18 protein-coding genes and 1 tRNA gene are annotated in these 21,080 nt (G+C 42.0%); 13 read left to right on the top strand and 6 right to left on the bottom strand.

The features are described 5' to 3' along the window. Window positions 1-144: 144 nt before the first annotated feature. From F6J90_RS42505 to F6J90_RS42490, 4 genes are all read left to right on the top strand, one after another. Window positions 145-2,700: a transglycosylase domain-containing protein gene (locus tag F6J90_RS42505; RefSeq protein WP_293108719.1), complete on the top strand. Its 2,556-nt coding sequence runs from the start codon at window positions 145-147 to the stop codon at window positions 2,698-2,700. Between the two features lie 83 nt (window positions 2,701-2,783). Next, the gene (locus tag F6J90_RS42500; RefSeq protein ID WP_293108716.1) at window positions 2,784-3,551 is read left to right on the top strand and encodes a class I SAM-dependent methyltransferase; all 768 of its coding nucleotides are present in this window, start codon (window positions 2,784-2,786) and stop codon (window positions 3,549-3,551) included. Window positions 3,552-3,619: 68 nt separating this feature from the next. Continuing rightward, window positions 3,620-3,760 (top strand): hypothetical protein, encoded by a 141-nt coding sequence (locus F6J90_RS42495; RefSeq protein ID WP_293108713.1) that lies wholly within the window; start codon window positions 3,620-3,622, stop codon window positions 3,758-3,760. 127 nt (window positions 3,761-3,887) lie between these two features. Next, on the top strand, window positions 3,888-4,217 hold the full coding sequence (locus F6J90_RS42490; RefSeq protein ID WP_293108710.1) for a hypothetical protein: 330 nt from the start codon (window positions 3,888-3,890) through the stop codon (window positions 4,215-4,217). A 235-nt stretch (window positions 4,218-4,452) separates the two neighbouring features. Here the strand turns inward: F6J90_RS42490 and F6J90_RS42485 are convergent, their stop codons facing one another. The 3 genes from F6J90_RS42485 to F6J90_RS42475 all read right to left on the bottom strand — a co-directional run bounded on the left by F6J90_RS42485 (window position 4,453) and on the right by F6J90_RS42475 (window position 9,193). Then, the gene (locus F6J90_RS42485) at window positions 4,453-7,455 is read right to left on the bottom strand and encodes an AAA-like domain-containing protein (protein ID WP_293108707.1); all 3,003 of its coding nucleotides are present in this window, start codon (window positions 7,453-7,455) and stop codon (window positions 4,453-4,455) included. A gap of 1 nt (window position 7,456) precedes the next feature. After that, window positions 7,457-7,639, bottom strand: coding sequence for a hypothetical protein (locus F6J90_RS42480; RefSeq protein WP_293108704.1), 183 nt, complete (start codon window positions 7,637-7,639; stop codon window positions 7,457-7,459). A gap of 189 nt (window positions 7,640-7,828) precedes the next feature. After that, the gene (locus F6J90_RS42475) at window positions 7,829-9,193 is read right to left on the bottom strand and encodes an AAA-like domain-containing protein (RefSeq protein WP_293108701.1); all 1,365 of its coding nucleotides are present in this window, start codon (window positions 9,191-9,193) and stop codon (window positions 7,829-7,831) included. A gap of 907 nt (window positions 9,194-10,100) precedes the next feature. Between F6J90_RS42475 and F6J90_RS42470 the strand changes: the two genes are divergently transcribed. Next, the gene (locus F6J90_RS42470) at window positions 10,101-11,000 is read left to right on the top strand and encodes an Npun_R2479 family HD domain-containing metalloprotein (protein ID WP_293108856.1); all 900 of its coding nucleotides are present in this window, start codon (window positions 10,101-10,103) and stop codon (window positions 10,998-11,000) included. A gap of 130 nt (window positions 11,001-11,130) precedes the next feature. After that, a complete protein-coding gene (locus F6J90_RS42465) occupies window positions 11,131-12,135 on the top strand; it encodes a zinc-dependent alcohol dehydrogenase family protein (protein ID WP_293108698.1) in 1,005 nt (334 codons plus the stop codon). Window positions 12,136-12,266: 131 nt separating this feature from the next. Here F6J90_RS42465 and F6J90_RS42460 read toward each other — a convergent pair. Further along, window positions 12,267-12,348 (bottom strand) — tRNA-Leu (locus F6J90_RS42460). 96 nt (window positions 12,349-12,444) lie between these two features. Continuing rightward, the gene (locus tag F6J90_RS42455; protein ID WP_293108853.1) at window positions 12,445-12,543 is read right to left on the bottom strand and encodes a DUF427 domain-containing protein; all 99 of its coding nucleotides are present in this window, start codon (window positions 12,541-12,543) and stop codon (window positions 12,445-12,447) included. 274 nt (window positions 12,544-12,817) lie between these two features. On the opposite strand from F6J90_RS42455, the gene F6J90_RS42450 reads away from it, so the two are divergent. Further along, window positions 12,818-13,990, top strand: coding sequence for an N-acetylmuramoyl-L-alanine amidase (locus tag F6J90_RS42450; protein WP_293108696.1), 1,173 nt, complete (start codon window positions 12,818-12,820; stop codon window positions 13,988-13,990). Window positions 13,991-14,072: 82 nt separating this feature from the next. After that, window positions 14,073-14,333, top strand: coding sequence for a potassium channel family protein (locus tag F6J90_RS42445; RefSeq protein ID WP_293108693.1), 261 nt, complete (start codon window positions 14,073-14,075; stop codon window positions 14,331-14,333). On the opposite strand, the gene F6J90_RS42440 is transcribed toward F6J90_RS42445, so the two are convergent. Next, window positions 14,330-14,521 (bottom strand): hypothetical protein, encoded by a 192-nt coding sequence (locus tag F6J90_RS42440; RefSeq protein WP_293108691.1) that lies wholly within the window; start codon window positions 14,519-14,521, stop codon window positions 14,330-14,332. The two genes, F6J90_RS42445 and F6J90_RS42440, sit on opposite strands and share 4 nt — an antisense overlap. Before the next feature lie 46 nt (window positions 14,522-14,567). On the opposite strand from F6J90_RS42440, the gene F6J90_RS42435 reads away from it, so the two are divergent. The 5 genes from F6J90_RS42435 to F6J90_RS42415 all read left to right on the top strand — a co-directional run bounded on the left by F6J90_RS42435 (window position 14,568) and on the right by F6J90_RS42415 (window position 20,974). Further along, on the top strand, window positions 14,568-15,914 hold the full coding sequence (locus F6J90_RS42435; RefSeq protein ID WP_293108688.1) for a transposase: 1,347 nt from the start codon (window positions 14,568-14,570) through the stop codon (window positions 15,912-15,914). A gap of 71 nt (window positions 15,915-15,985) precedes the next feature. Continuing rightward, the gene (locus F6J90_RS42430) at window positions 15,986-16,348 is read left to right on the top strand and encodes a transporter substrate-binding domain-containing protein (RefSeq protein WP_293108851.1); all 363 of its coding nucleotides are present in this window, start codon (window positions 15,986-15,988) and stop codon (window positions 16,346-16,348) included. 86 nt (window positions 16,349-16,434) lie between these two features. After that, complete coding sequence (locus tag F6J90_RS42425) at window positions 16,435-18,543, top strand: GNAT family N-acetyltransferase (RefSeq protein WP_293108686.1); 2,109 nt, start codon at window positions 16,435-16,437, stop codon at window positions 18,541-18,543. A 21-nt stretch (window positions 18,544-18,564) separates the two neighbouring features. Continuing rightward, window positions 18,565-19,017, top strand: coding sequence for an ASCH domain-containing protein (locus tag F6J90_RS42420; RefSeq protein WP_293108848.1), 453 nt, complete (start codon window positions 18,565-18,567; stop codon window positions 19,015-19,017). 325 nt (window positions 19,018-19,342) lie between these two features. Further along, complete coding sequence (locus tag F6J90_RS42415; RefSeq protein WP_293108683.1) at window positions 19,343-20,974, top strand: AAA family ATPase; 1,632 nt, start codon at window positions 19,343-19,345, stop codon at window positions 20,972-20,974. Window positions 20,975-21,080 lie beyond the last annotated feature (106 nt).

Below are 21,080 nucleotides of genomic sequence, written 5' to 3'. Positions count from 1 at the left end.
ATACAGTAAAATTGCTCCGATCCTTTGTTAGATTTAACTATTTGATCAAAGCTCTAATCACCTCAGGCTTCCACCTCAGCCTTCATCTAACCATTTGGTTATAACGGTTCTGATAGTAATGAGCTACACAAGATTGAGTCCCTGATGAGAAATTCCATTAACATCATCAAACAGAAAATTTGGTTGAGGCTAAATCCCAAACATCGGCGCGCTGTAAAACTATTCCTTGGCTTAGCGCTGCTTGGCATCACCGTCCGTACGCTTCCCTATCTTGCTCCCATTCGTGCTAAAGATTTAGTTCAAGATGACCTAGCGGTAGAATTTCGTGATCGCAATGGTTTATCCCTAGGCACAATCCTCAGTCGAGACCAAGACCATACTGCGGTTGTCCCTCTCGATCAAATTTCCCCGCACTTTATCCATGCTATTCTCGCCGCAGAAGATGGAGAGTTTTATCACCATGGGGCATTAGAGATGCGGGCAATTATGCGATCGCTAATTCAAGCCATTGAGGCGAAACGCATTGTCAGTGGTGCTTCCACTATCACCATGCAACTGGCACGGATGCTCGAACCCAACCCCCGCACTCTACCTGCCAAATTCCAAGAAATTTGGCTATCCTGGCGATTAGCAGCAGGGATGAGTAAAGATGAAATCTTGGCAGCCTATATCAACCGACTCCCTATGGGTGGCAATATCTATGGCTTAGAAGCTGCTGCTCGGATTTATTTTGGCATGCCTGCCAGTGAACTCAATGTTGCTCAAGCCAGCCTATTAGCTGGTCTACCCAATAATCCTAATTATCTCAATCCTTATTATTACTGGGATGCTGCCAAACGGCGGCAAATCTATGTGCTTAACCGAATGGTAGAGGATGGCTATATCACTGCTACTCAAGCAGACCAAGCCTATGAGGAAGCCATTTCCCTACTACCTCGACAGCAAGGAATAATTGCCGCGCCACACTTTTTATTCTTGGTTGCCAACCAATTACCATCAGAGCATCCCTCCCAAATTCGTACTACTATCGACCGTCCCCTACAGGAATTTGTTGAAGCCCAAGTGCAGCAAGTAGTTCGCGAGCTTGCCCATAAAAATGTCCATCACGCTGCTGCTATTGTCATTGAGAATCAATCCGGTGAAGTATACGCCTATGTCGGCTCTCCGGATTACTTTTCCGAAGCTGAATTAGGACGCAATGACGGAGTCCAAGCCCTACGTCAACCCGGTTCCACCCTCAAACCTTTTTTATATCAATTAGCCTTAGAGCAGCGCATCATTCGTCCCAACACCGTCTTAGCCGACATTCCCACCTATTACGCCATTCCCGGAGCTAGACTCTACAGTCCCACCGATTACAGCGAAACTTTCCTCGGACCAGTTCGCATTCGCGTTGCTCTAGCCAATTCCCTTAATATCCCAGCAGTTAGGGTATTGGAAAAAGTTGGAGTATCAAACTTTCTGTTGCACTTACATCAACTAGGTTTTGAACACCTAACCCAGTCTCCAGAACATTATGGATTAGGATTAACCCTAGGTAGTGGTGAAGTTAGTCTTTGGGAACTAGCTCGCGCCTACCTCACCCTAGCACGACTTGGACAACCCACATCCGTTGTCACTACACTATCTAGCCCCTCGCCAAATAGGGATGATTTGTCGGTTTATCGAAGAGCGGGAAGAGCACGAAGACAGGGAAGACAGGAAAGACAGGCAAGCGGGGGAAGTAAACAATTGTCAGATCATCGAGCAAGCAAGCAAAGCCCACTGTTCAAGCTACCCTACTCGAAGGCCAAAGGCGAACAACCAAATAACCTTAAACATTCCAACCTTGAACTTTCAACCGTTTCAACCTGGGCATTAATAACAGATATACTGAGTGACCCTCAAGCTCGTGCTCAGGGGTTTGGTGTCGATTCAGTACTGAATTTACCTTTTCCGGCTGCCGTTAAAACTGGCACCTCTTCTAATTTCCGAGATACTTGGACTGTGGGATTCACCAAAAACTATACCGTTGCCACTTGGGTAGGCAATTTTAATGGTGAGCCCATGGAACAAGTGTCTGGGGTGATTGGTGCTGCTCCCCTCTGGCATCGGATTATGTTACACCTGCATCAATCTCAAGAACCTGCTCCGTTTCAAGCTCCTCCCGGTTTAGTCCAACGTCCAGTGTGCGCCCTTTCCGGTTTGCGTCCCACTCCTGCTTGTCCAACTGTTGTCCAGGAATACTTCTATCCAGACGACCTCCAGGATTACGAACGTCAATCCGATACGTTTTATCAAATCACCAGTGTTGGGGCTAACCAGCAATCGCCCCAGTACATCGTTAATTTACCTGATGAGTACAACGAGTGGTTAGCAAGACAACCTCAAGGAAATCTAGCGCCAGGAAAACTGAAAATTTTGTCTCCTCGGGAGGGGGATTTATATGTGCTGTACCCTACTGAATCCGATCTTGATAGCAACAGTGCTGTTCAACGGCTAGAGTTCAAGGTGGCTGGGCTAAAGTCTGAGTCAGTGGAGTGGTGGTTGAATGGTGAAAAGCTAACTACCAACTCATCCAATTCGTTCTTCTGGCCTCTGGGTCCTGGGGATTGGACATTGGAGGTAAAAAGCGGTGACATTAGCGATCGCGTCACTTTCAAGGTGCAGTTAGCAGAAAATCCACCAACTCGCCGGGGGTTTTCTATTGCTGGCCCTTAGTAATTTGTTAATTGTAAATAGTTAATTTATAATCTACCTGCATCCATGGGTTATACCGGGGACTTTCAGTGGTTCGATTTTTTATGGCAAATTTCAGGAAATATCTGTTGGCAGCTGCGATCGCTGTCTTACTCATCCCAGTTCTACTACTAACGAATTATACCTATACTCGGGAACTAAAATCAAACATCAATGCTAGTGACCTGTATACAATCCGCTCTTTTCATAGCAAAGATGGCATTGGCAAATTCTATCTGGGTCGAGAAATTGCTAAAGTAATGGGACATCAGGAAATGTTGTGGCTGGAACGCCCTAGTAGGAAATCCCAAGAGCAACCTTCTCTAGTTATTGATGCTCTTAATTTACAACCAACAGATACTGTTGCAGATATTGGAGCAGGCACTGGTTATTTTAGCTTTCGAATCGCTCCGTTGCTACCGGAAGGAAAAGTATTAGCAGTAGACATTCAGCCAGAAATGATCGACGTTATTGACTTTCTAACAGAAGATAACAATGTTAATAACGTTGATACAATATTAGGAAGTTTAACTGACCCTAAACTTCCTGAAAATAGCATTAATTTAGCGTTAATGGTAGATGTTTACCATGAGCTTGAATATCCCCGGGAAATGATGGAATCGATTGTTAAAGCTCTCAAACCAGAAGGAAGAGTTGTGCTGGTGGAATATCGAAAGGAAAACCCACTTATTCCTATTAAGGGCTTGCATAAAATGACTCAGAAGCAAGTTAAAAAAGAAATGGAAGACGTGAATTTAATTTGGCAAGAAACCAATAATAGTTTACCCAGCCAACACTTGATGGTTTTTAAAGTTAGTGATAATTCATTATAGCAGTTCTCAATTGGGTGAGATACTTTCATTCTGGGAGTAGGGAGTAGGCAGTAGCGATGCATCCCTAGTTGATTAACTATTGCCTATTGCCTATTGCCTCTTGCCTCTTGCCTCTTGCCTCTTGCCTCTTGCCTCTTGCCTCTTGCCTCTTGCCTCTTTTGAAGATATTATATTCACTATTCAAAGAAAAATCCTATCGCTTACCTTGAGAGTAACAAGGTTTTTTTTGAATAGAATGTCGGTGATAAAGATCAGACCATAAGTTGATTCAGATCACAGCCAATTACTTAAACTGTATTTACATTGAATGAAATTAAATTCCGGAGGAATAAGTAGGTGCAAGAAGACTTAAGCAAGATTACATCAACCCTAAAAGATCTAGGTAAAAAAGTCGATCAGATAGCTAATAAAGTCGAGGCTGGGGTAAAGCCAAAATTTAAGTGTAATGTTGATCAGAACAACATTAATGTTAAAGAGCATAACAGCTGTTATGACAAAGTCAAAGAACTTGGCTATAAGGAGTTGATTGTAGAAAATGATGGTTGTATTGGAGCCCCAAATCTATATCGGTATAAAGTTCTTGATAACGACGAAAAGAAAGTCGCTGAATTTTATACATTAAAAGGGGTCAAGGACTATTTGGATAAAAAAAATAAAAACGCTTAAGTCTGTGATAGTCTTGATTGTAAATTGGTGATGATTTGTCGTTTCAGGAGTTTTGCATCTACAGTTTAATCAAGATTTGAATCAAGAAATACGGACATTTTTGATTCAGGGATTTGGCATCTACAGTTTTATACCCAAACATGACCCTTAATTAAATAACTTAATTAAATAACTGGGTTCTAGTACAAATTCATCACTTAATTGAACCCACATCATCTCTAATTATGAAATAATTTCAACCATAAAGATTGCCGACCCTAGACACACTACGCACTAGCTTTTGCTGCTCCTGTTTTTGTTTATCATCGCCACTATCATTAATAATTACTAGGATAGTAGAAATCTGAGTAACATCAGAAGCATCAGGACAAGAGATAATACATAGATTCACACTGTGTTCTGCTTGAGTATTATGGGATACTAAGGTTTGAGCTGAATAATCTTGCCGACGTTCTTGTTCATTCTTGGCAGCTAATGCTACATCGAACCATTGGGCAAAATTTGCATCTTTAATGTGGAGCAAGTCCCGTAAAGACTTCTCCTCAATATCTTTCAAACCAATCAAATCCTTAGCGTGATCATTGGCAAGGATAATCTGACCAGTTTTATTGGTAAAAATTACACCACTGGATACATTAAAGACCAAATCTCGCTGCTCTAGCTGTTGTTGCTTGACTTTACTAAACAGCTTAGCATTTTGGAGCGCTACACCCGCTTGAATATTAAATGCTTCCATCAAGTCTTGATCCCTGCGATCAAAACTTGCCTTCCAGCAATCGGGAGGGTTGGGCCAATCGGCGGGATTGTATGGAGGAAAATTGCCCTGCTTCTTTTTATTGACTAATTGGGTAACAGCAATTAATTGATTATCGGCGTTAAACACAGGCATCCCTAACAAACTACAGGTGCGATAACCGGTTTGACTATCAGTTTGTTTGGCAGTGTCTGAATTGGGATGGTCATAGAGATCAAACGGAATTATCAATGGCTGTTTAGTGGTAACAACTTGACCAGCAAAGCCAGCTCCTTTGGGAATCCGAATTTCTTTTAATGTACCATCAGCAACCGTTATTTTTGTCCATAATTCATCCTGGTCCTCATCTAACATCCAGACTGTGCTGCGATCAGCAGACATTAGCTCTTGAGCCTGATTCATCACTTTATTCAAAGTTTCTTCTAGATCCAAGCTACTTTTACCCAGAGATTGTGTCGCATTTATCAATGCTGAAGCTATTCGTTGTTTCTGAGCTGCTTTATAAAATAACCGAGAGGATTTAAGAATCATTTGAATCGAGCGGGCGAATTGCGCAAAAAGTTTTTCATCCTCTGGTGTAAAGCCTTTTAAATCAATTTTATCAGCTAAGGGCGCGTCTAAAACTGGCGGTTGTTGTAACTTATTTAGTAATTGGACAACAGCCACTAAATCTCCTTGTTCATCTAGTAAGGGTAAAGCCAGCATGGTATAAGTACGGTATCCAGTTTTGGTATCCCATTCCTTAGCAGTATTAGAACGGGTATCGTCATATAAATCGTAAGGAATATTGACAGTTTTTTTAGCTTGAGCAACATAACCAGCAATCCCTTTATCCGCAGGCACCCGAATCTCTTCTGAGTCTCCTCCTTCTCCCTTTGCCACAATTGACCAGAGTTCATTTTTGGCTTCATCTAATAAAAAAATCGTCGTGCGATCCGCCTGGAGTATCTCTCCAGTTTTGAAGGTGATAGACCGTAACATTTCATTGAAAATGGAATCAAACCCTTCTCGGTCGATCAGAGTATCCATCATGGATAAGGTTTGATTAAAAACTCGTAAGTCTAATTCAATGTTGGAAACAATATGTTTGAAACTTTCTGGGGTCAGGTGTTGAAGAGACTCATAGATAGTTTCCTTAGTCGTAGCCGCTAGGGCTGGATTAAGTTTCCCTTGTCGTCTGGCTTCTGAATACCGTTGAATTTCTTCTAACGCCTTTTTAAATTCTCGCTTTTCCCATTCTTGGCTAGTGGTCAAAAACTGATAATCTTGATGGCTTAAGCTTTTCCCAAGGGCCCATCTTAATGCATCCTGTAACTGTTGTCCCCCCAGGAGTCGGGATGTATCCTGACCATTGGAGTCTAACCAAGCAGTAATTTCATTACTATATGGTCGCAAATTTGCTAACTCTTTATCTACCCAATTTTGGTTAAAAACAGCTTTATAAATACGGTTATAAATCCTTAATTTTCCTTGCTGCTCAACCACTAATCCCGATAGCCGCAATTCTATTTGTTCAGAACTGTCATCAGACGCTATTTCTCCCTGTTGCAGAATTTGCTGATACAATCCCAGTAATCGCCCAGCCCGTTGCTCATTCTTAAGAAGACGATCGCGAATAGTTTTAAGATGCTCCGGATTATCATGAGATTTCCAATCATCAATCACTTGCGATCGCACTAATTGGTCAACCCACTCTGCCTCACCACCTGTTGGGATAGTAGATACAGAATCCAACAAGAGTTTACAAAGCTTTTGGGTCAGAAAAGGTTGACCTCCACTCCAGTACAAGACCTGTTTCAGGACATCTTGGGGATTACTAATTTTTCCTTGTAATCCCTGGGCTAATGCCTGTGCTTCGTGCAACTGAAAGCCATATAGCTGAATCGCCTGACCGATATTAAAGGGTGTGCGTTTTTTATCTTGAATTAAATCTGATGGTGTTGCTACTCCCAGTAGCGCAAAGGTAAGGCGTTGGTAGTCTGACTTATCCACACGTTGGTTATAGCAGGCGCGAATAAAGGCGAAAAAATCATCAGTGGGGAAATCGAGACTAAGAACGCTATCAATTTCATCAATAAAAATTACAATATTTTGAGTAACTTGCTGGAGCAAAACCTCTTCAAGAAATTCTCTCAATCGTCGCACCGCAAATATCATTGATCGCTCGCGCCACCAAGTGCGTAAATTAATATCTAGCTCGAAGTCTCTAGCCAGAGAGCGGACAATATTGGCATACCATTGATCCAAAGTGACATGCTGGGTACCATCCATCGATAAATCAATTACTGCACAGGCAACCCCATCTGCTTCAAGCCGACGCATTACTTGCACTCGTAAGCTAGATTTTCCAGTCTGTCTTGAGTTCAATACATAACAAAACTGTCCAGCCTTCAATCCTTCATATAAATCATTATCTGCTTGTCGCTTAACATAGGTAAGAGCATCGGCTGGTAAAGTCCCTGAGTATATATATTCGTAGGTCATTTTATTTTTTAACTGTTGTTGGCGTAGCGTGGCCTTTTGGCCAAGGTTGAAGGTTGAAGGTTGTTCGCCTTTGGCGTTCCCGAAGGGTAGGTTGACAGTTGTTCGCCTTTGGCGTTCCCGAAGGGTAGGTTGACAGTTGTTCGCCTTTGGCGTTCCCGAAGGGTAGGTTGTTCGCCCTAGGCATTCATATAGGGTAGGTTTAAGGCTTAAGGTTTAAGGTTTAAAATTTAAGGTTGTTCGCGTAGCGTGGCCTTTTGGCCAAGGTTGTTGGCCCTAGGCGTTCCCTTAGGGTAGGTTGTTCGCCCTAGGCATTCGGTATCGGGTATGTTTAAGGTTTAAGGTTATATGAAGTATGGATTCTGAACTGACCCACTCAGCACTCAGGCTCAATCCGCTGGCAAAGGCGATCGCAAAAATACTTGTGATATAAATCACAGCGAGGCATGACGCTATTCCCTTGCAACTTTACTAACCCCATGCTATATAACTTAAAGGCTTGCTCCGATGGGATAGTTACCCAGCTGTTTGCTTGAACCACCACCTCCAAAGTAGTTGCCAATTCTGGAGACTGTTTGAGATTTCCTAGGTGGCGTCGCAGATGGTCACTGAATGGTCCGGCTTCTGTGGGTGCCAGCTCTAACAGTTGCGCTAGGGTAATGTTATGATCTTTAATATACGCTAAACCTTTGCGCAACAGATAAGGATGTCCTCCCACCATCGCCATCAGTTCCTTGACTTCTCTGGGATTCCCATCCAGTCCATAACGTTTGACTAACTCCTCTACTTGCTCAGTGCTAAACTCTGGCAACTCAATTTCCAATCCAACATTAGCTAGTGGTGAGTGATTGATATCCAAGGAGCTATAAATTTCTGTAGAATGTACTATCACCAACCGGAGTTTTTTCCAGATAGCGCTACTGCGATCGCCCCGCCTAGCGATGTCATACCAACCACGGAGAAGGCGACAAAAATCATCAGCAATAACGGGGTGTTCAAACACCAGATCAACTTTATCTATAACGAGTACTATCTGGCTTTCAATTTCTGCCAATAAATACTCCTGAAAGTAATCTGTGGTGTTACTATTACATCCAAAAATATCATCCCAATACTCATCCAACTTATTTGACAGCCCTAGAGTCTGACCAACTCTGGCACAGAACCACCGTGAGAATTTGCCGAGGTCCCTATAGACGGTACTATCGGCTAACTCAAAGCTTAAGGTCACAGCTTGATAACCTTGCTGCCTGAGCTCAGCCAGAACTCGTTCAATCAGGGAGGTTTTACCCATCTGCTGGGGTGCTTTGATCCGAATTAGAGCACCAGGCTTGACAATTGCCTCTAACAACTGATCTTCATAAGGAATGCGCTTGACATAAAAGTCAGCATTCAGAGGAACTGGCTTTTGTTGCCCTTCTGACTCTGGCATCGGTGGGACGATGAAAGATTTATATTTACTTAATAACTCTGGATTTACTAACTTAGGCTGATATTCACTAAATAAGTCAATTAACTGCTTACGGAGTGAGTAATGTTCACCTGGTGCATTCCTCAGCTCAAATTTCTCGCACAGCTGCTGCACATGTTTTCTGACAGTAGCTTCTGTGATGTGTAGGGACTTAGCGATCGCTTGATCGCTTTGGCCCGCTAACATTTTCTTCAAGACCTCTCGTTTACGGGGTGTTAGCTGATCAAATGCTACAGTCAAATCTAGTTGATTCAATTTTTCTAAGAACATCTCAGTCTTGCCGATAGAGATTTTGAATAATCGGTTTTGTCCCCTAGACATAGCGTTTAGGTGGTTATCAAGATGCACCAAAAAAAGATAGTATTTATGCTAATTTTAAACCCATCCTAACTAGCTTATCGAAAAGCTGAGTTAGCCATGAGTTTGTGAAGATTTTCACACAAATTATGGATTAGAGGTGGCTTGTGAGCCTTTTTCCACAAATTACCCTGATGTCTTCAACACAGGATAGAGTTTGATTAATGGCAATCAAACCTATACGAGGTTATAGATGTCTCAGTACTCTCTTGCCTTTTCCCTCAAGCTAAAACGCTGCGTTTGATGGCACTGAGTACTGGTCAGATCATATCACTCCCTGTTGCACTTGTATTTCCCAAAATTGGGAGCTTGATGGGTTGTGTTCATAAAGCTATCAGCTTTTAGCTATCAGCTATCAGCTTGGTAGATACCTGATCCGAAGTGGGTGAAAACTTGACAAACGTAAGGTTAATACCTCGCCCCTTGTGCCGGACCTAACAAAGCTAAGTGCCTCAGGGCGAATGCTGAGGACTTTGATCTAGCGTTGATCTAGATATAGGGATTGAGAGCTGCCAAACAAAACGTCGTTAGTAGTTAGTCAGACCAATGGCATTGCTGAATCAAGGAATTAATATCAGTGGGGTGGGCATCCTGCCTGGAAATTGTAACGGGCAAGATGCCCGTTCCACGCCTGATGCCCGTTCCAGCAAGATGCCCGTTCCACGCCTGATGCCCATTCCAAAAAACTCTTAAAATAATTGCATAATTAAGCAATGCCAGACCAATTAACTAACCCCTAACCCCTAACCTGAAATCCCCCAGATTTGACCGTCGGGATCAGCTGAAATATAAATGAGGAGTTGCTGATATGTCTACCATGATGTTTAATCCTACCGAGATAATCATTGATACCTGTGTTAAAAACCTACAGACAGGTTTCCACAGCACTTACGGCAGCCTTAAATCAGACTACTGTGAGCTGATTACTTGGGCTACCCACATGGCTCTGGAAAATATTGCTAATAGTGACGCTCTTTATCACAACATTGAACACACCGTCCTAGTCACCCTAGTTGGACAGGAAATCTTGTGGGGTAAGCACATCTGCGAAGGGAGCGTCTCCTGTGAAGACTGGTTGCAGGTGATTATCTCCTTGTTGTGCCATGACATTGGCTATATCAAAGGCATCTGTCGCCAAGACCAACCAGACCAAGGATTGTATGCCACAGGAATAGACAATTTTATGATTACTCTCCCTACAGGTGCCACTGATGCCAGCCTTACTCCCTACCATGTAGACCGGGGTAAGCAGTTTATTGATGAACACTTTGGTAATCACCTGCTGATTGATACTAAGCAGATTAAGCACAATATTGAATTAACCCGTTTCCCAGTACCTGATGATCAGGATCATCAAGACAAGGTTAACTATCCTGGTTTAGTCAGAGCAGCAGATTTGATTGGTCAGCTGGCTGATCCCCGCTACTTACAAAAAATTAGTGCCTTGTTCTACGAGTTTGAAGAAATCGGGAAAAATCAGATTTTAGGCTATCGTAATCCCGGTGATTTGCGCCGGAACTACCCAAACTTTTACTGGAATGTTGTCTATCCTTATATCAAACCCGCATTGCCCTACCTAGACCGAAGCCTTTCTGGTAAACAAATCCTGGCTAATCTCTATGCCAATGTCTTTCGAGTAGAACACCAATCCCAGCCTAAAGCAGTCTTCAGCCATCCCTGTCGCTATAGTCAAACTACAGCACAATTATGTACAGCATGATCAGCCATGGATCTAAAAGGCAAATCATCAATGGCGGTTTTGTCGAAAGTTAATTGAAAATTGAAAATTGATCATTGACCATTGACCATTAACCATTGACAATTAACAATTAACAATTAACAAATGACCAATGAAAGCCATTGTAATGACCGCTCCTGGTACACCTGAAGTGCTCGAACTTCAGGATGTACCAGCTCCCACAATTAAAAACGACACAGAAATCCTGGTGCGTCTTCACGCTGCTGGTGTTAATCCCATTGACACCAAACTGCGGCGTAGAGGCACCGTTTACCGTGACCAAATGCCAGCTATCCTAGGCTGCGATGGTGCTGGTGTGGTAGAAGCTGTTGGTGCTGGTGTCCAGAAATTCCAGGTTGGTGATGAAGTGTATTTCTGTGCTGGGGGATTAGGATTATCTGGTACAGGTAACTATGCCGAACTAGCTGTTGTTGATCAGTCCTTAGTTGCCCAGAAGCCTAAATCCCTCTCCTTCCCTGAAGCCGCTGCTGCTCCTCTAGTACTGATCACTGCCTGGGAATCATTGTATGACCGAGGACGCTTGGAAGCAGGACAAAAGGTGCTGATTCAGGCAGGTGCTGGTGGTGTTGGTCACGTTGCTATTCAGCTAGCTAAGCTCAAAGGTGCTGAGGTTTGTACTACTGTCGGTTCTCAAGAAAAAGCTAGATTAGTGCGTCAGTTAGGTGCTGACTATCCTATCCTTTACAAACAAACTAGCTTTGTGAAAGCTGCCTTGGATTGGACTGGGGGAGAGGGAGTAGATTTGGCGTTCGATACTGTAGGCGGTAAAACCTTTTATGACACCTGTGAAGCAGTGCGGGTATATGGGGATATTGTGACTATCCTCCAACTAGACCCAGCCGAGGGTAATTTGAAGACAGCGCGGACGCATAATTTGCGCATCAGTCTAGAACACATGCTCACCCCAGCCTTGAAAGGACTCACTACAGCTCAACAGCACCAAACCGAGATTCTCCAGCAGTGTGCTAATTGGATTGATGAAGGTAAACTGAAAATTCACCTCAGCCAACGGTTTCCCCTCAAAGAAGCTGCTGCTGCTCACAACGCTATCGAAGCCGGTTCCATGACAGGTAAGGTGTCACTACTTATCAACTAAAGAAAATCACTAATACAACTAATCTCTAATAATGGTTTAAGGGTTCTAGCTTTCTAGATACCTAGAACCCTTATTGGCTTAGATGCGCTCTTACTTGGCGAATTTAATTCGCCACGGGTCGCACCTTTAGATGCGGACGAAAGGACTTGAACCTTCACGTCTTGCGACACTAGAACCTAAATCTAGCGCGTCTACCAATTCCGCCACGTCCGCGTACCGTGCGATTTATATTATAGCATATATTTTAGCTTTTATGGCAACTGCTGGGGAAAATTTTCCCAAATCCCCCTTAAAAAGTCCCTTTATCACCTACACCTCAACTCTCACCCCGCCCTGGAAAGCAACATAGCCTTCAATAGGTTTCGCCTTCTCCTTGGTAGTTGAGTAATACCAGGCTGCATAGCTTATTCAAAAGCACCTCAAGTAGCGTGCGCATTAGCACCTCAAGTAGCACCATCTGTAGCGCATAGGTTGATACACGACACGGTGATAGCACCTCAAGTAGCACCATCTGTAGCGCATAGGCTTACCTGCCATAGATGATAATCGCAATTGAAGGCTAGAATCCAGTCAGGAATAGTTGCCAATCCACCTCAGCCAAATCCATAGTTTGGTTAATTGTTCGCATCCTATTTCGACGAGCCCACTAGTAAACTAGTATAACTGGAGACCGCAAGTCAATATGTCTTTCACTGCTAGTGTCATTTCAGCAAAAGAATGGGGAGCTAAACCCCCAAAAAAATGGCCAGATACCACTCGACCACGATATATTATTATTCACCATACTGCTACTCCCAATGCCCCGAATGATCTATCGAAAGGAACCTTATGGGGATCCAGAAGTTTGGCTAGGAGTATTCAAAAATCTCACATGGATGGCTTTGGCTGGGATGACTCAGGTCACAACTTTTTGAATACCACCGGTGGCTATTTACTCGAAGGTAGACAGAGTTCCTTATCAGCGATAAAAAAAGGACTTTCTGTCAGCTCTGCTCATGCTGGTAGCACCCTAGGTAACCAGTCACCTGGAATTGAAAATGAAGGTACCTTTATCAGCTACCGGATGAATGCCAAACAATGGAAAAGTTTGGTAGATTTATGTGTTTCGATTTGCAACACTACCAAGATTAGCCCAGACAATATTAAAGGGCATCGAGACTTTTCACCAACCCAATGCCCTGGAGACTGGTTATACAGTCAATTGCCTCGGTTGCGCCGAGAAGTTCGTCAGCGCCTTGACTCATCAGTTGAAGACTATATCAGAGAAGGAGACACTGGTCTGAAAGTCAAAGAGCTACAGCAATCCCTCCAAACTCAAGGGTTTAGTCCCGGTCCAATTGATGGCATTTTTGGTCCTGCTACTACCAAAGCAGTGATTTCCTTTCAGAAGTTTGAAGGACTAAATGCCAATGGATTAGTGGGTTCAAAGACCTGGGAAGCACTGAAAAGTTCTTCTAAACCATCAGAGAAATCTCCTTCTGAACCAGGTAACAAGAAGCGGGAGCCTGTGCTGCTCCTTAACACCTACAAGTATTATCGTGGCTTACCTCACCAAAAACAAGCGATTGAGTGGCTGCAAAAACAGCTACCAAAAGAAGTCTTGGAAGAGTTTTCAGAAAGATGGCGTAACGATCAACCCTCATCTGCGTATCTTCCTTTAATTCAAGGAGCAGTTGGATCAGAAGTAGAGGAACTACAGCAGCTGCTCCAAACCCAAGGATTTTATTCTGGTGCAACCGATGGTGATTTTGGAACTCGGACAAAATCTGCTGTGATTGCTTATCAGAAAGCGAAAGGATTATATGCTGATGGGATTGTGGGTTCGATAACTTGGTCTACTTTGAATCTTGACTAATGGTAATGGGTAATTTGGAATTGGTAATTGCTAGTTTACGATGACCCATTAACCATTAATCTATACAAGAGGTGCGCTCTTCTTGGCGAATTTAATTCGCCAAGTAAGAGCGCATTTAGCAGGTATTTGGGAATCCTTATGGTGGTCTTTAGTAAAGGCTACAACTGTAGGCTATGGTGATAAATCTCCCGTTAGTTTTGTGGGGCGTTTGGTGGCAATTGTTTGGATGTTTACTGGATTATTCGTGGTTGCCTACTTCACAGCAGCCATCACAGCTGATCGTCTTGAACAAAAACGCGACGCATTCCCCCACCTCTTCCAGGTGGGGGTCAAGGAGCGCTAGTCAAATTGACTTCGCCCCCACCTCTCTATAAACTCCCCGACGCTAACCCCTGATTCTTTTGCAGAAATCTGCAACCATCTCCACACACTGTCAGTAAGCATGATGGTGTGTGGTTTTTTTAGCTCATCGTAATGGACAGGAACTCCCCTCATCCTTTTTTGAGATTTCTTCTGGTCTGTGCTTGACATCTTTAGAATACCCGTATATACTAAAGGTATATTAACAAAGGAACAGATGAAAACGCCAACCAAGGTCATTCGCACTGATAAATGGACTCTCAACCCGACTACTGAGCAGCGTGTACTGCTTGGTGAGACGGTCGAAGTCTATCGTCGTGCTTGTCGGTATCTGGTTGGTATCATTTATACTCATTGGGGAGAACTTGGGGGACTAACAGCAGATCAATTGACTCCTGCTGTTGAGAAATTGATGCATAAAACGGCTAAACGCCCTAACATCAAATATCCCCAATTCAATGAAGCTTTCTATAAATTTCCTAGTTACTTACGTCGTGCTGCGATCGCATTCTCTGCTGGTCAGGTTAGCAGCTTCGTTACTCGCTATCGAGATTGGCAATCAGGAAGCAGAAAGAGAAAGGATGCTAAGCCTCCAAGACTAAATGCAAATACCGGTTGTTATCCCTCCCTTTACAAGGGGCAATGCTACAAACTACATGGTTTCAATACAGTAGAAATAAAAGTATTTAATGGCTCTGATTGGGTCTGGACTGACGTTCAAATTACTAGATTAAGAGAGCGTCACTTGGTAACATCCAATAAAATGATGTCTCCTTCTATAGTGATGAACAACAGGGGTTATTACCTGTCAGTTCCATTTACCTGCAAGCCAGAAAAGAGGAAACCGGAGGCCAATGTTACAGCAGTTGATTTAGGAATCAACACAACAGCCACAATAGCAGTCGTAACTCATAGCGGCACTGTAATTCATCGTGAATTTATTCACCCGGGAAGAGACATAGACCGCCGAGATAAACGACTAAAATCCGTGTCCATGCGGGCGTCTAAGACTATGGGTAAAGGTGGAAAGCTTCACAAAGGTTTCTGTTCTAAGACCTACAAAAAATGCCGAAGAATTAATCACCAAATAGGCCACATCGTTTCAAGAAGAATCGTTGAGATTGCTAAACAGTTCAACTCTGAAGCCATTGTGTTTGAGAATCTAAAAGGCTGGAAACCAAAAGGTGGAAAGAAAAGGTCTAACCTGCGACAAAGATTCCATGGATGGCTCAAGGCCAAAATTCGCGATTTTACTGAAATGAAATGGTCTGAATTGGGGGGCAAAGTGATAGAAGTCGTAGCGGCCTACACTTCAAAATTAGCCTATGATGGTTCTGGTAAAGTTAGACGCGACTCAACAAATTACTCCCTAGCAACCTTCCCTTCATGTAAGCGGTTCAATGCCGACTTAAACGGTGCTTACAATATCGGTGCTAGAGGTGTGCTTAAACTCGTTCGTAGAAATAGCAACGAGGGTCGTTCCAGCAAAAGATCTCGACGACCGCCTAGAAGCTGGGCTTGCTTGTGTGATCTGTGGGCTAGGGGTAGCTCCAGATTAGCATAAGACACCACCACCTCGGGCGAAGCCCGACGCTACGCGAACGGCTTGCCAGGTAGTGGAAGCTTCATTCGAATATTTCTGATCTTATCGATCTATTCGGAAAACAAGTTGCTACTGTCGCAGACACAACTTCTGCCAGATATATGAATCAACAGCCAGTCAAGCTGATTGAATTTGAGCAGGTGGAAGATGCATACAAAGCTCTCAAAGCGGGTCAAGTGCAGGCTCTAGTTTATGATTCACCAACGTTACTTTACCAAACTTCACAAAACCGAGAATACCAGATTGTAGGTGAGTTGTTTGCTGAACAAGACTACGGTATAGTTTTGCCTCAAGGTAGCCATTATCGCGAGGCAATCAACCGAATTATTTTGCAATTACAGGAAGACGGAGAACTGACCAACCTAGAGCAAAAATGGTTTCCTTCTAACCAGTAAGATTAGGTATGCTTAATCACGTACAATAGGGTCGATTCCATGCATAGTAATTGGTAATTGGCCATTGGTAATTGGTAATTGGTAACGTGACACAAGAGATACAGCTTCAAATTGAAACAATTGATGAAAAATCCCTGCACCTAAGGACAGTCAAGGCTTTGGGACGAGCAGACGCAAAAACTCTTGGTCATTTTCCTGAAGGAGCTTTTGATCAACACGCACTCAGTCGTCAAATACTTGTGGCGCTTACTCCTGAAAAAAAGTGTACCGGTTATTTGTTATACCGGAAGGTGCGTAGGCATAATATCATCGTTATTGTTCATCTATGCATCGAGCCATCATGGCGTGGTAACGGTATTGCTAGAAAGCTGGTTAATTATCTAAGTCAGAACACTCAGGACTTTTACGGCATTAAACTCAAATGCCGTCGTGATTATGGATTAGAGAAAATGTGGTCTCACTTAGACTTTGTTCCTTTGGCTGAAAAACCCGGAAGGAGCAAGGATGGAAAACTACTTACCGTTTGGTGGCGCGATCACGACCATCCTACCCTATTTTCTACGGTTGCTACCCAAAAACTTGAGTCTAAATTATGTGCAGTCATTGATACCAGCGTGTTTTTTGACTTGCAAGGAGATGAAGCTAGGTCAAAGGCCGAATCCGACTCTCTACTAGCTGATTGGTTACAACCTGACTTGGAGTTATGTATAACTAATGAAATATTTAAGGTCATCAATACTATTGAGGATAGTAAACAAAGGAATGGTAAACGCCAGTTAGCCGATACCTTTACTCAACTCCCCTACAATCAGAAAGACTTTCAAACAGCTTGTCGCGCTCTAACCAAGGTTTTGTTATCAACTCAGGTAACTATCAATAAATCTGACCTAAGTCAGTTAGCTATAGCCATAGCTTCAGATGCACCATTTTTTTTGACTCGTAATTCACAAATACTAGCGATCGCAGATGCTATCAATGAGGAATTTAACTTATCAATCCTTAGTCCTACTAGTTTAATTGTTAAGCTAGATTATCTTCACGAATATATTAACTATCAGCCTGTACGCTTAGCAGGCACAGGTATCACTAGACAAGTTGTTCATAAATTAGATCAGGTACCTTTCTTGAGTCAAACGTTTTTGGTTGATGCTAAGAAAGAAAAACTTAGTGATTTTCAAGGAAGGCTGGGCTATATTATTGCTAATCCCGATAAATTTAAGTGTTATATTATTCTCCAGTCAGAAAATAATACCCTAGCTTTAATTGCGTATCATACCCAGAAAAATCATGAGTTAAACGTCCCAATTTTTCGGGTTAGATCTGGTTCTCTTGAAGAAACCCTGGCGCGGCACTTAATTTTTTGGTTTATATCCCTGTCAGTAAGTGACAATTTGCAATTTACACGAATTACTGAACCTTATTTGAATCAAACTATTCTTAGCGCTATTCAAGATGATGCATTTTTTCAAGTTAAGGATGGCTATTTAAATGCCAATCTTGCGGTTGCGGTTACGGCGACAGAATTATCCGACTATCTCACTAATTTAGCTAATCGAAGTCAGGATTATAACTTTTGCCTAAAAATTGCTGAAACCCTCAAAACTGATAATTTAACCAAAGCGGTAAAAACAACTCTAGACGTTGAACGAATACTTTGGCCAGCCAAAATTATTGATGCTGAGCTTCCTACTATAATCATTCCTATTCAAGCAGAATGGGCGAAAGAATTATTCGATGAAGACTTAGCTAACCAGTACCTATTAGGATCTAAAACTGATCTGGCGCTAAAACGTGAACTTGTCTATTATCGAAGCCATCGAGCTAATGGTGGCTTAAAACCAGGGGTTGTTGGTAGAATTATCTGGTATGTAAGCTATAATAAAAAATATTGCGGCACAGGACAGGTAAGAGCTTGCTCTAGACTTGATGAAGTAGTCGTCAACAAACCTAAAAATCTCCATCAACAGTTTCGCCGATTGGGTGTATATGAATTAAAAGATTTAATGAAGCTTACCAAAAATGATCCCGATAAAAATATGATGGCGCTTCGATTTAGTGATACTGAACTGTTTAAAAATCCTATAGATTTGGCGGAAATTAAAGAAATACTGGGTAAGCGTTTAACACTTCAATCACCGTTGCGGATTTCTCAAGAACAATTTACAATAATATATAGAGAAGGCACCCAAAATTAAGCAAAATTACTCGTGTTAACAATGCCCAATGTGTTGTTATTATCAATTCGTCCTAAATATGCTAATCAATTATTCAATGGAACAAAAAAAATTGAACTTCGTCGGGTGCGTCCTCGATTAGAACCAGGGGATATTGTTGTGGTTTATGTCTCGGCTCCAGATAAGGTTTTATCGGGTTTTTTTGAAGTAGAAGATGTTATTCAAGACCGCCCAGATATCCTTTGGTATAAAGTAAAAGACAATGCTGGTATAGAAAAAAAAGATTTTAATGAATATTATGAGGAAGCCGCCGTCGGTTATGGGATTTGCTTAAAACTCATAGAACATTTTGAGCCACCAGTAACCTTACAAGATTTGAGAGCAAAATGGGCTAACTTTAGACCTCCACAATCTTATCATTACTTGACGACTAGTCAATTTGAGCATCTTAAGTCTATTGTAGAGGATAAAATGGCAATTATGTCAGATAAGTAATATAGCGGTTTTAAATTGGGTGAGGTACATTTTTTTAGGGAGCAGGGAGTAGGGAGCAGGGAGTAGGGAAGTCATAAGAGGTAAGAGGGTAAAAATATTGTGTACCTAATTATACTATAAACCGCTATTCCATTTATAAATGAGATGTCAAAAAAAATGACAGTTGTTTCATTACCAAAAATCTCTATAGATTTGATTAAATATTGCCTCTTGCCTCTTGCCTCTTGCCTTTACCTAAAGTAGTATGTTAATAATTAAAATAGAAAGGATATCACAGTCTCTAATGTCTCAAACATGTTCTAATAAAAAAAATTAGGTGGATAGTATGGTGGGGGATAATAAATCTGAATTTATCAGTCTATTTCAGGAATTTATCAGTTCATATCCCTACACACCGGTTGGGTTAAGTCACATGGCAACCTACAAAGAGCAGCGTCGCCTTTGGTGTCGGAATTTTGAAGCAATCTCTGCTATAGTGGAGTCTGGAGAAGCTATAACAGAACCGATACTGTTTCAGCTATTCCCTGATAGAGAATTGGCGATTACGTTGAATAGTCAATATGGTGAGGGTGATGATTCATGGATACTAACTATTCCTAGAAAACGTGATAATTATTTAGAATTACGATTGCCATTAAAACTGAAATATCAGCATAAATGGATACAAAGGTTAGTAGAGCAGATTGGTTACGACATCCTTGAATTTGTTGGTTGCTGCACTAAGCATCCTAATCAGTTATCAGCAGCTTGTCATCAGTTTTCTACAGGGGAATACTCTAAAGGTTTTCCGACGGAAATGCTGACGAATCTCCTCAATGGGCTGCAACCAGATAGGTTTCTGTTAATCAATGATAATTCTCGACAGGTTATCAACTATTTTGTGAATAAATCCTACGGAAAAAAACTGACAGATTATCCAGCTGCCAATTCTACAGGATTTAATCTGATTAAAGCATTAGATAACACTATGCATCAACCGGGTGTACCAGTGCTCAGGGATAATGATTTATTCGATATGTTTTGCTACTGGTTGGTGGCGGTTAAAGGGTATAATTTTTCGGGTCAGGAACTCCGAAGAGTAGAGGAGGTTATCGAATTTACCTCTGATGCTTCAAGGATGGCGTTACCAGAGGAGTATACGGTAAGCGACTGTGCTAAAGATACTGGTTTTGATATCGCAGAGTTAGAGGGATGGATACGTGCTATTGAACGCAAAGGACAAGGAATTTTTTACGGCCCACCAGGTACAGGTAAAACCTATAGTGCTCAAAAAATTGCTAACCATTTAATCAGTGGAAGTGATGGATTCACGGAACTTGTCCAATTCCATCCTGCCTATTCCTATGAAGACTTTATTCAAGGTATCCGTCCACAAAGTCAAAATGGGGAATTGAGATATCCTTTAGTTCCAGGCAGATTTCTAGAATTCTGTAAGAAAGCTGAGTCTCGGCAAGGAATTTGTGTTCTAATCATCGATGAAATTAATCGTGCTAACCTCGCTAGTGTGTTTGGAGAATTATTGTATCTACTAGAGTACCGGGCTCAAAAAATTCCCTTAGCTGGCAGTAATCAACTATTCAGTATCCCGAAAAATGTTCGGATTATCGGTACTATGAACACAGCGGATCGTTCTATTGCTCTAGTTGATCAGGCATTTCGCCGTCGCTTCGCATTTATTCGGCTCTATCCCAACTATGAAATCCTGAGACGATATCACCAAACAACGGATTTTCCAGTGAATGGATTGATTAAGATACTCGAACAAATAAATAATGCGATCGCAGATCCTAACTACTCCCTCGGAATCTCCTTCTTTCTACTAGAAACAATAGCTGAGGAAATTGAAGATATCTGGCAAAGGGAAATTGAGCCATATCTAGAAGAATACTTTTTCGATCAACGAGACAAACTAGACCAATTTCGCTGGGACACTATAAAATTAAGAATTAAGAATTAAGAATTAAGAATTAAGAATTAAGAATTAAGAATTAAGAATTAAGAATTAAGAATTAAGAATTAAGAATTAAGAATTAAGAATTAAGAATTAAGAATTAAGAATTAAG

Origin of the sequence: Moorena sp. SIOASIH, assembly GCF_010671925.1 — a bacterium.
Lineage (GTDB): Bacteria > Cyanobacteriota > Cyanobacteriia > Cyanobacteriales > Coleofasciculaceae > Moorena.
Note: the sequence above shows the minus strand (reverse complement) of the source record. Positions and strands in the feature narration are given on the sequence as shown.

Excerpts from the sequence above, each read along its gene's own strand:
- F6J90_RS42505 (WP_293108719.1), top strand. The coding sequence starts at position 145 with ATGAGAAATTCCATTAACATCATCAAACAGAAAATTTGGTTGAGGCTA.
- F6J90_RS42500 (WP_293108716.1), top strand. The coding sequence starts at position 2,784 with ATGGCAAATTTCAGGAAATATCTGTTGGCAGCTGCGATCGCTGTCTTA.
- F6J90_RS42485 (WP_293108707.1), bottom strand. The coding sequence starts at position 7,455 with ATGACCTACGAATATATATACTCAGGGACTTTACCAGCCGATGCTCTT.
- F6J90_RS42480 (WP_293108704.1), bottom strand. The coding sequence starts at position 7,639 with ATGCCTAGGGCGAACAACCTACCCTTCGGGAACGCCAAAGGCGAACAA.
- F6J90_RS42475 (WP_293108701.1), bottom strand. The coding sequence starts at position 9,193 with ATGTTCTTAGAAAAATTGAATCAACTAGATTTGACTGTAGCATTTGAT.
- F6J90_RS42470 (WP_293108856.1), top strand. The coding sequence starts at position 10,101 with ATGTTTAATCCTACCGAGATAATCATTGATACCTGTGTTAAAAACCTA.
- F6J90_RS42465 (WP_293108698.1), top strand. The coding sequence starts at position 11,131 with ATGAAAGCCATTGTAATGACCGCTCCTGGTACACCTGAAGTGCTCGAA.
- F6J90_RS42450 (WP_293108696.1), top strand. The coding sequence starts at position 12,818 with ATGTCTTTCACTGCTAGTGTCATTTCAGCAAAAGAATGGGGAGCTAAA.
- F6J90_RS42440 (WP_293108691.1), bottom strand. The coding sequence starts at position 14,521 with ATGTCAAGCACAGACCAGAAGAAATCTCAAAAAAGGATGAGGGGAGTT.
- F6J90_RS42435 (WP_293108688.1), top strand. The coding sequence starts at position 14,568 with ATGAAAACGCCAACCAAGGTCATTCGCACTGATAAATGGACTCTCAAC.
- F6J90_RS42420 (WP_293108848.1), top strand. The coding sequence starts at position 18,565 with ATGCCCAATGTGTTGTTATTATCAATTCGTCCTAAATATGCTAATCAA.
- F6J90_RS42415 (WP_293108683.1), top strand. The coding sequence starts at position 19,343 with ATGGTGGGGGATAATAAATCTGAATTTATCAGTCTATTTCAGGAATTT.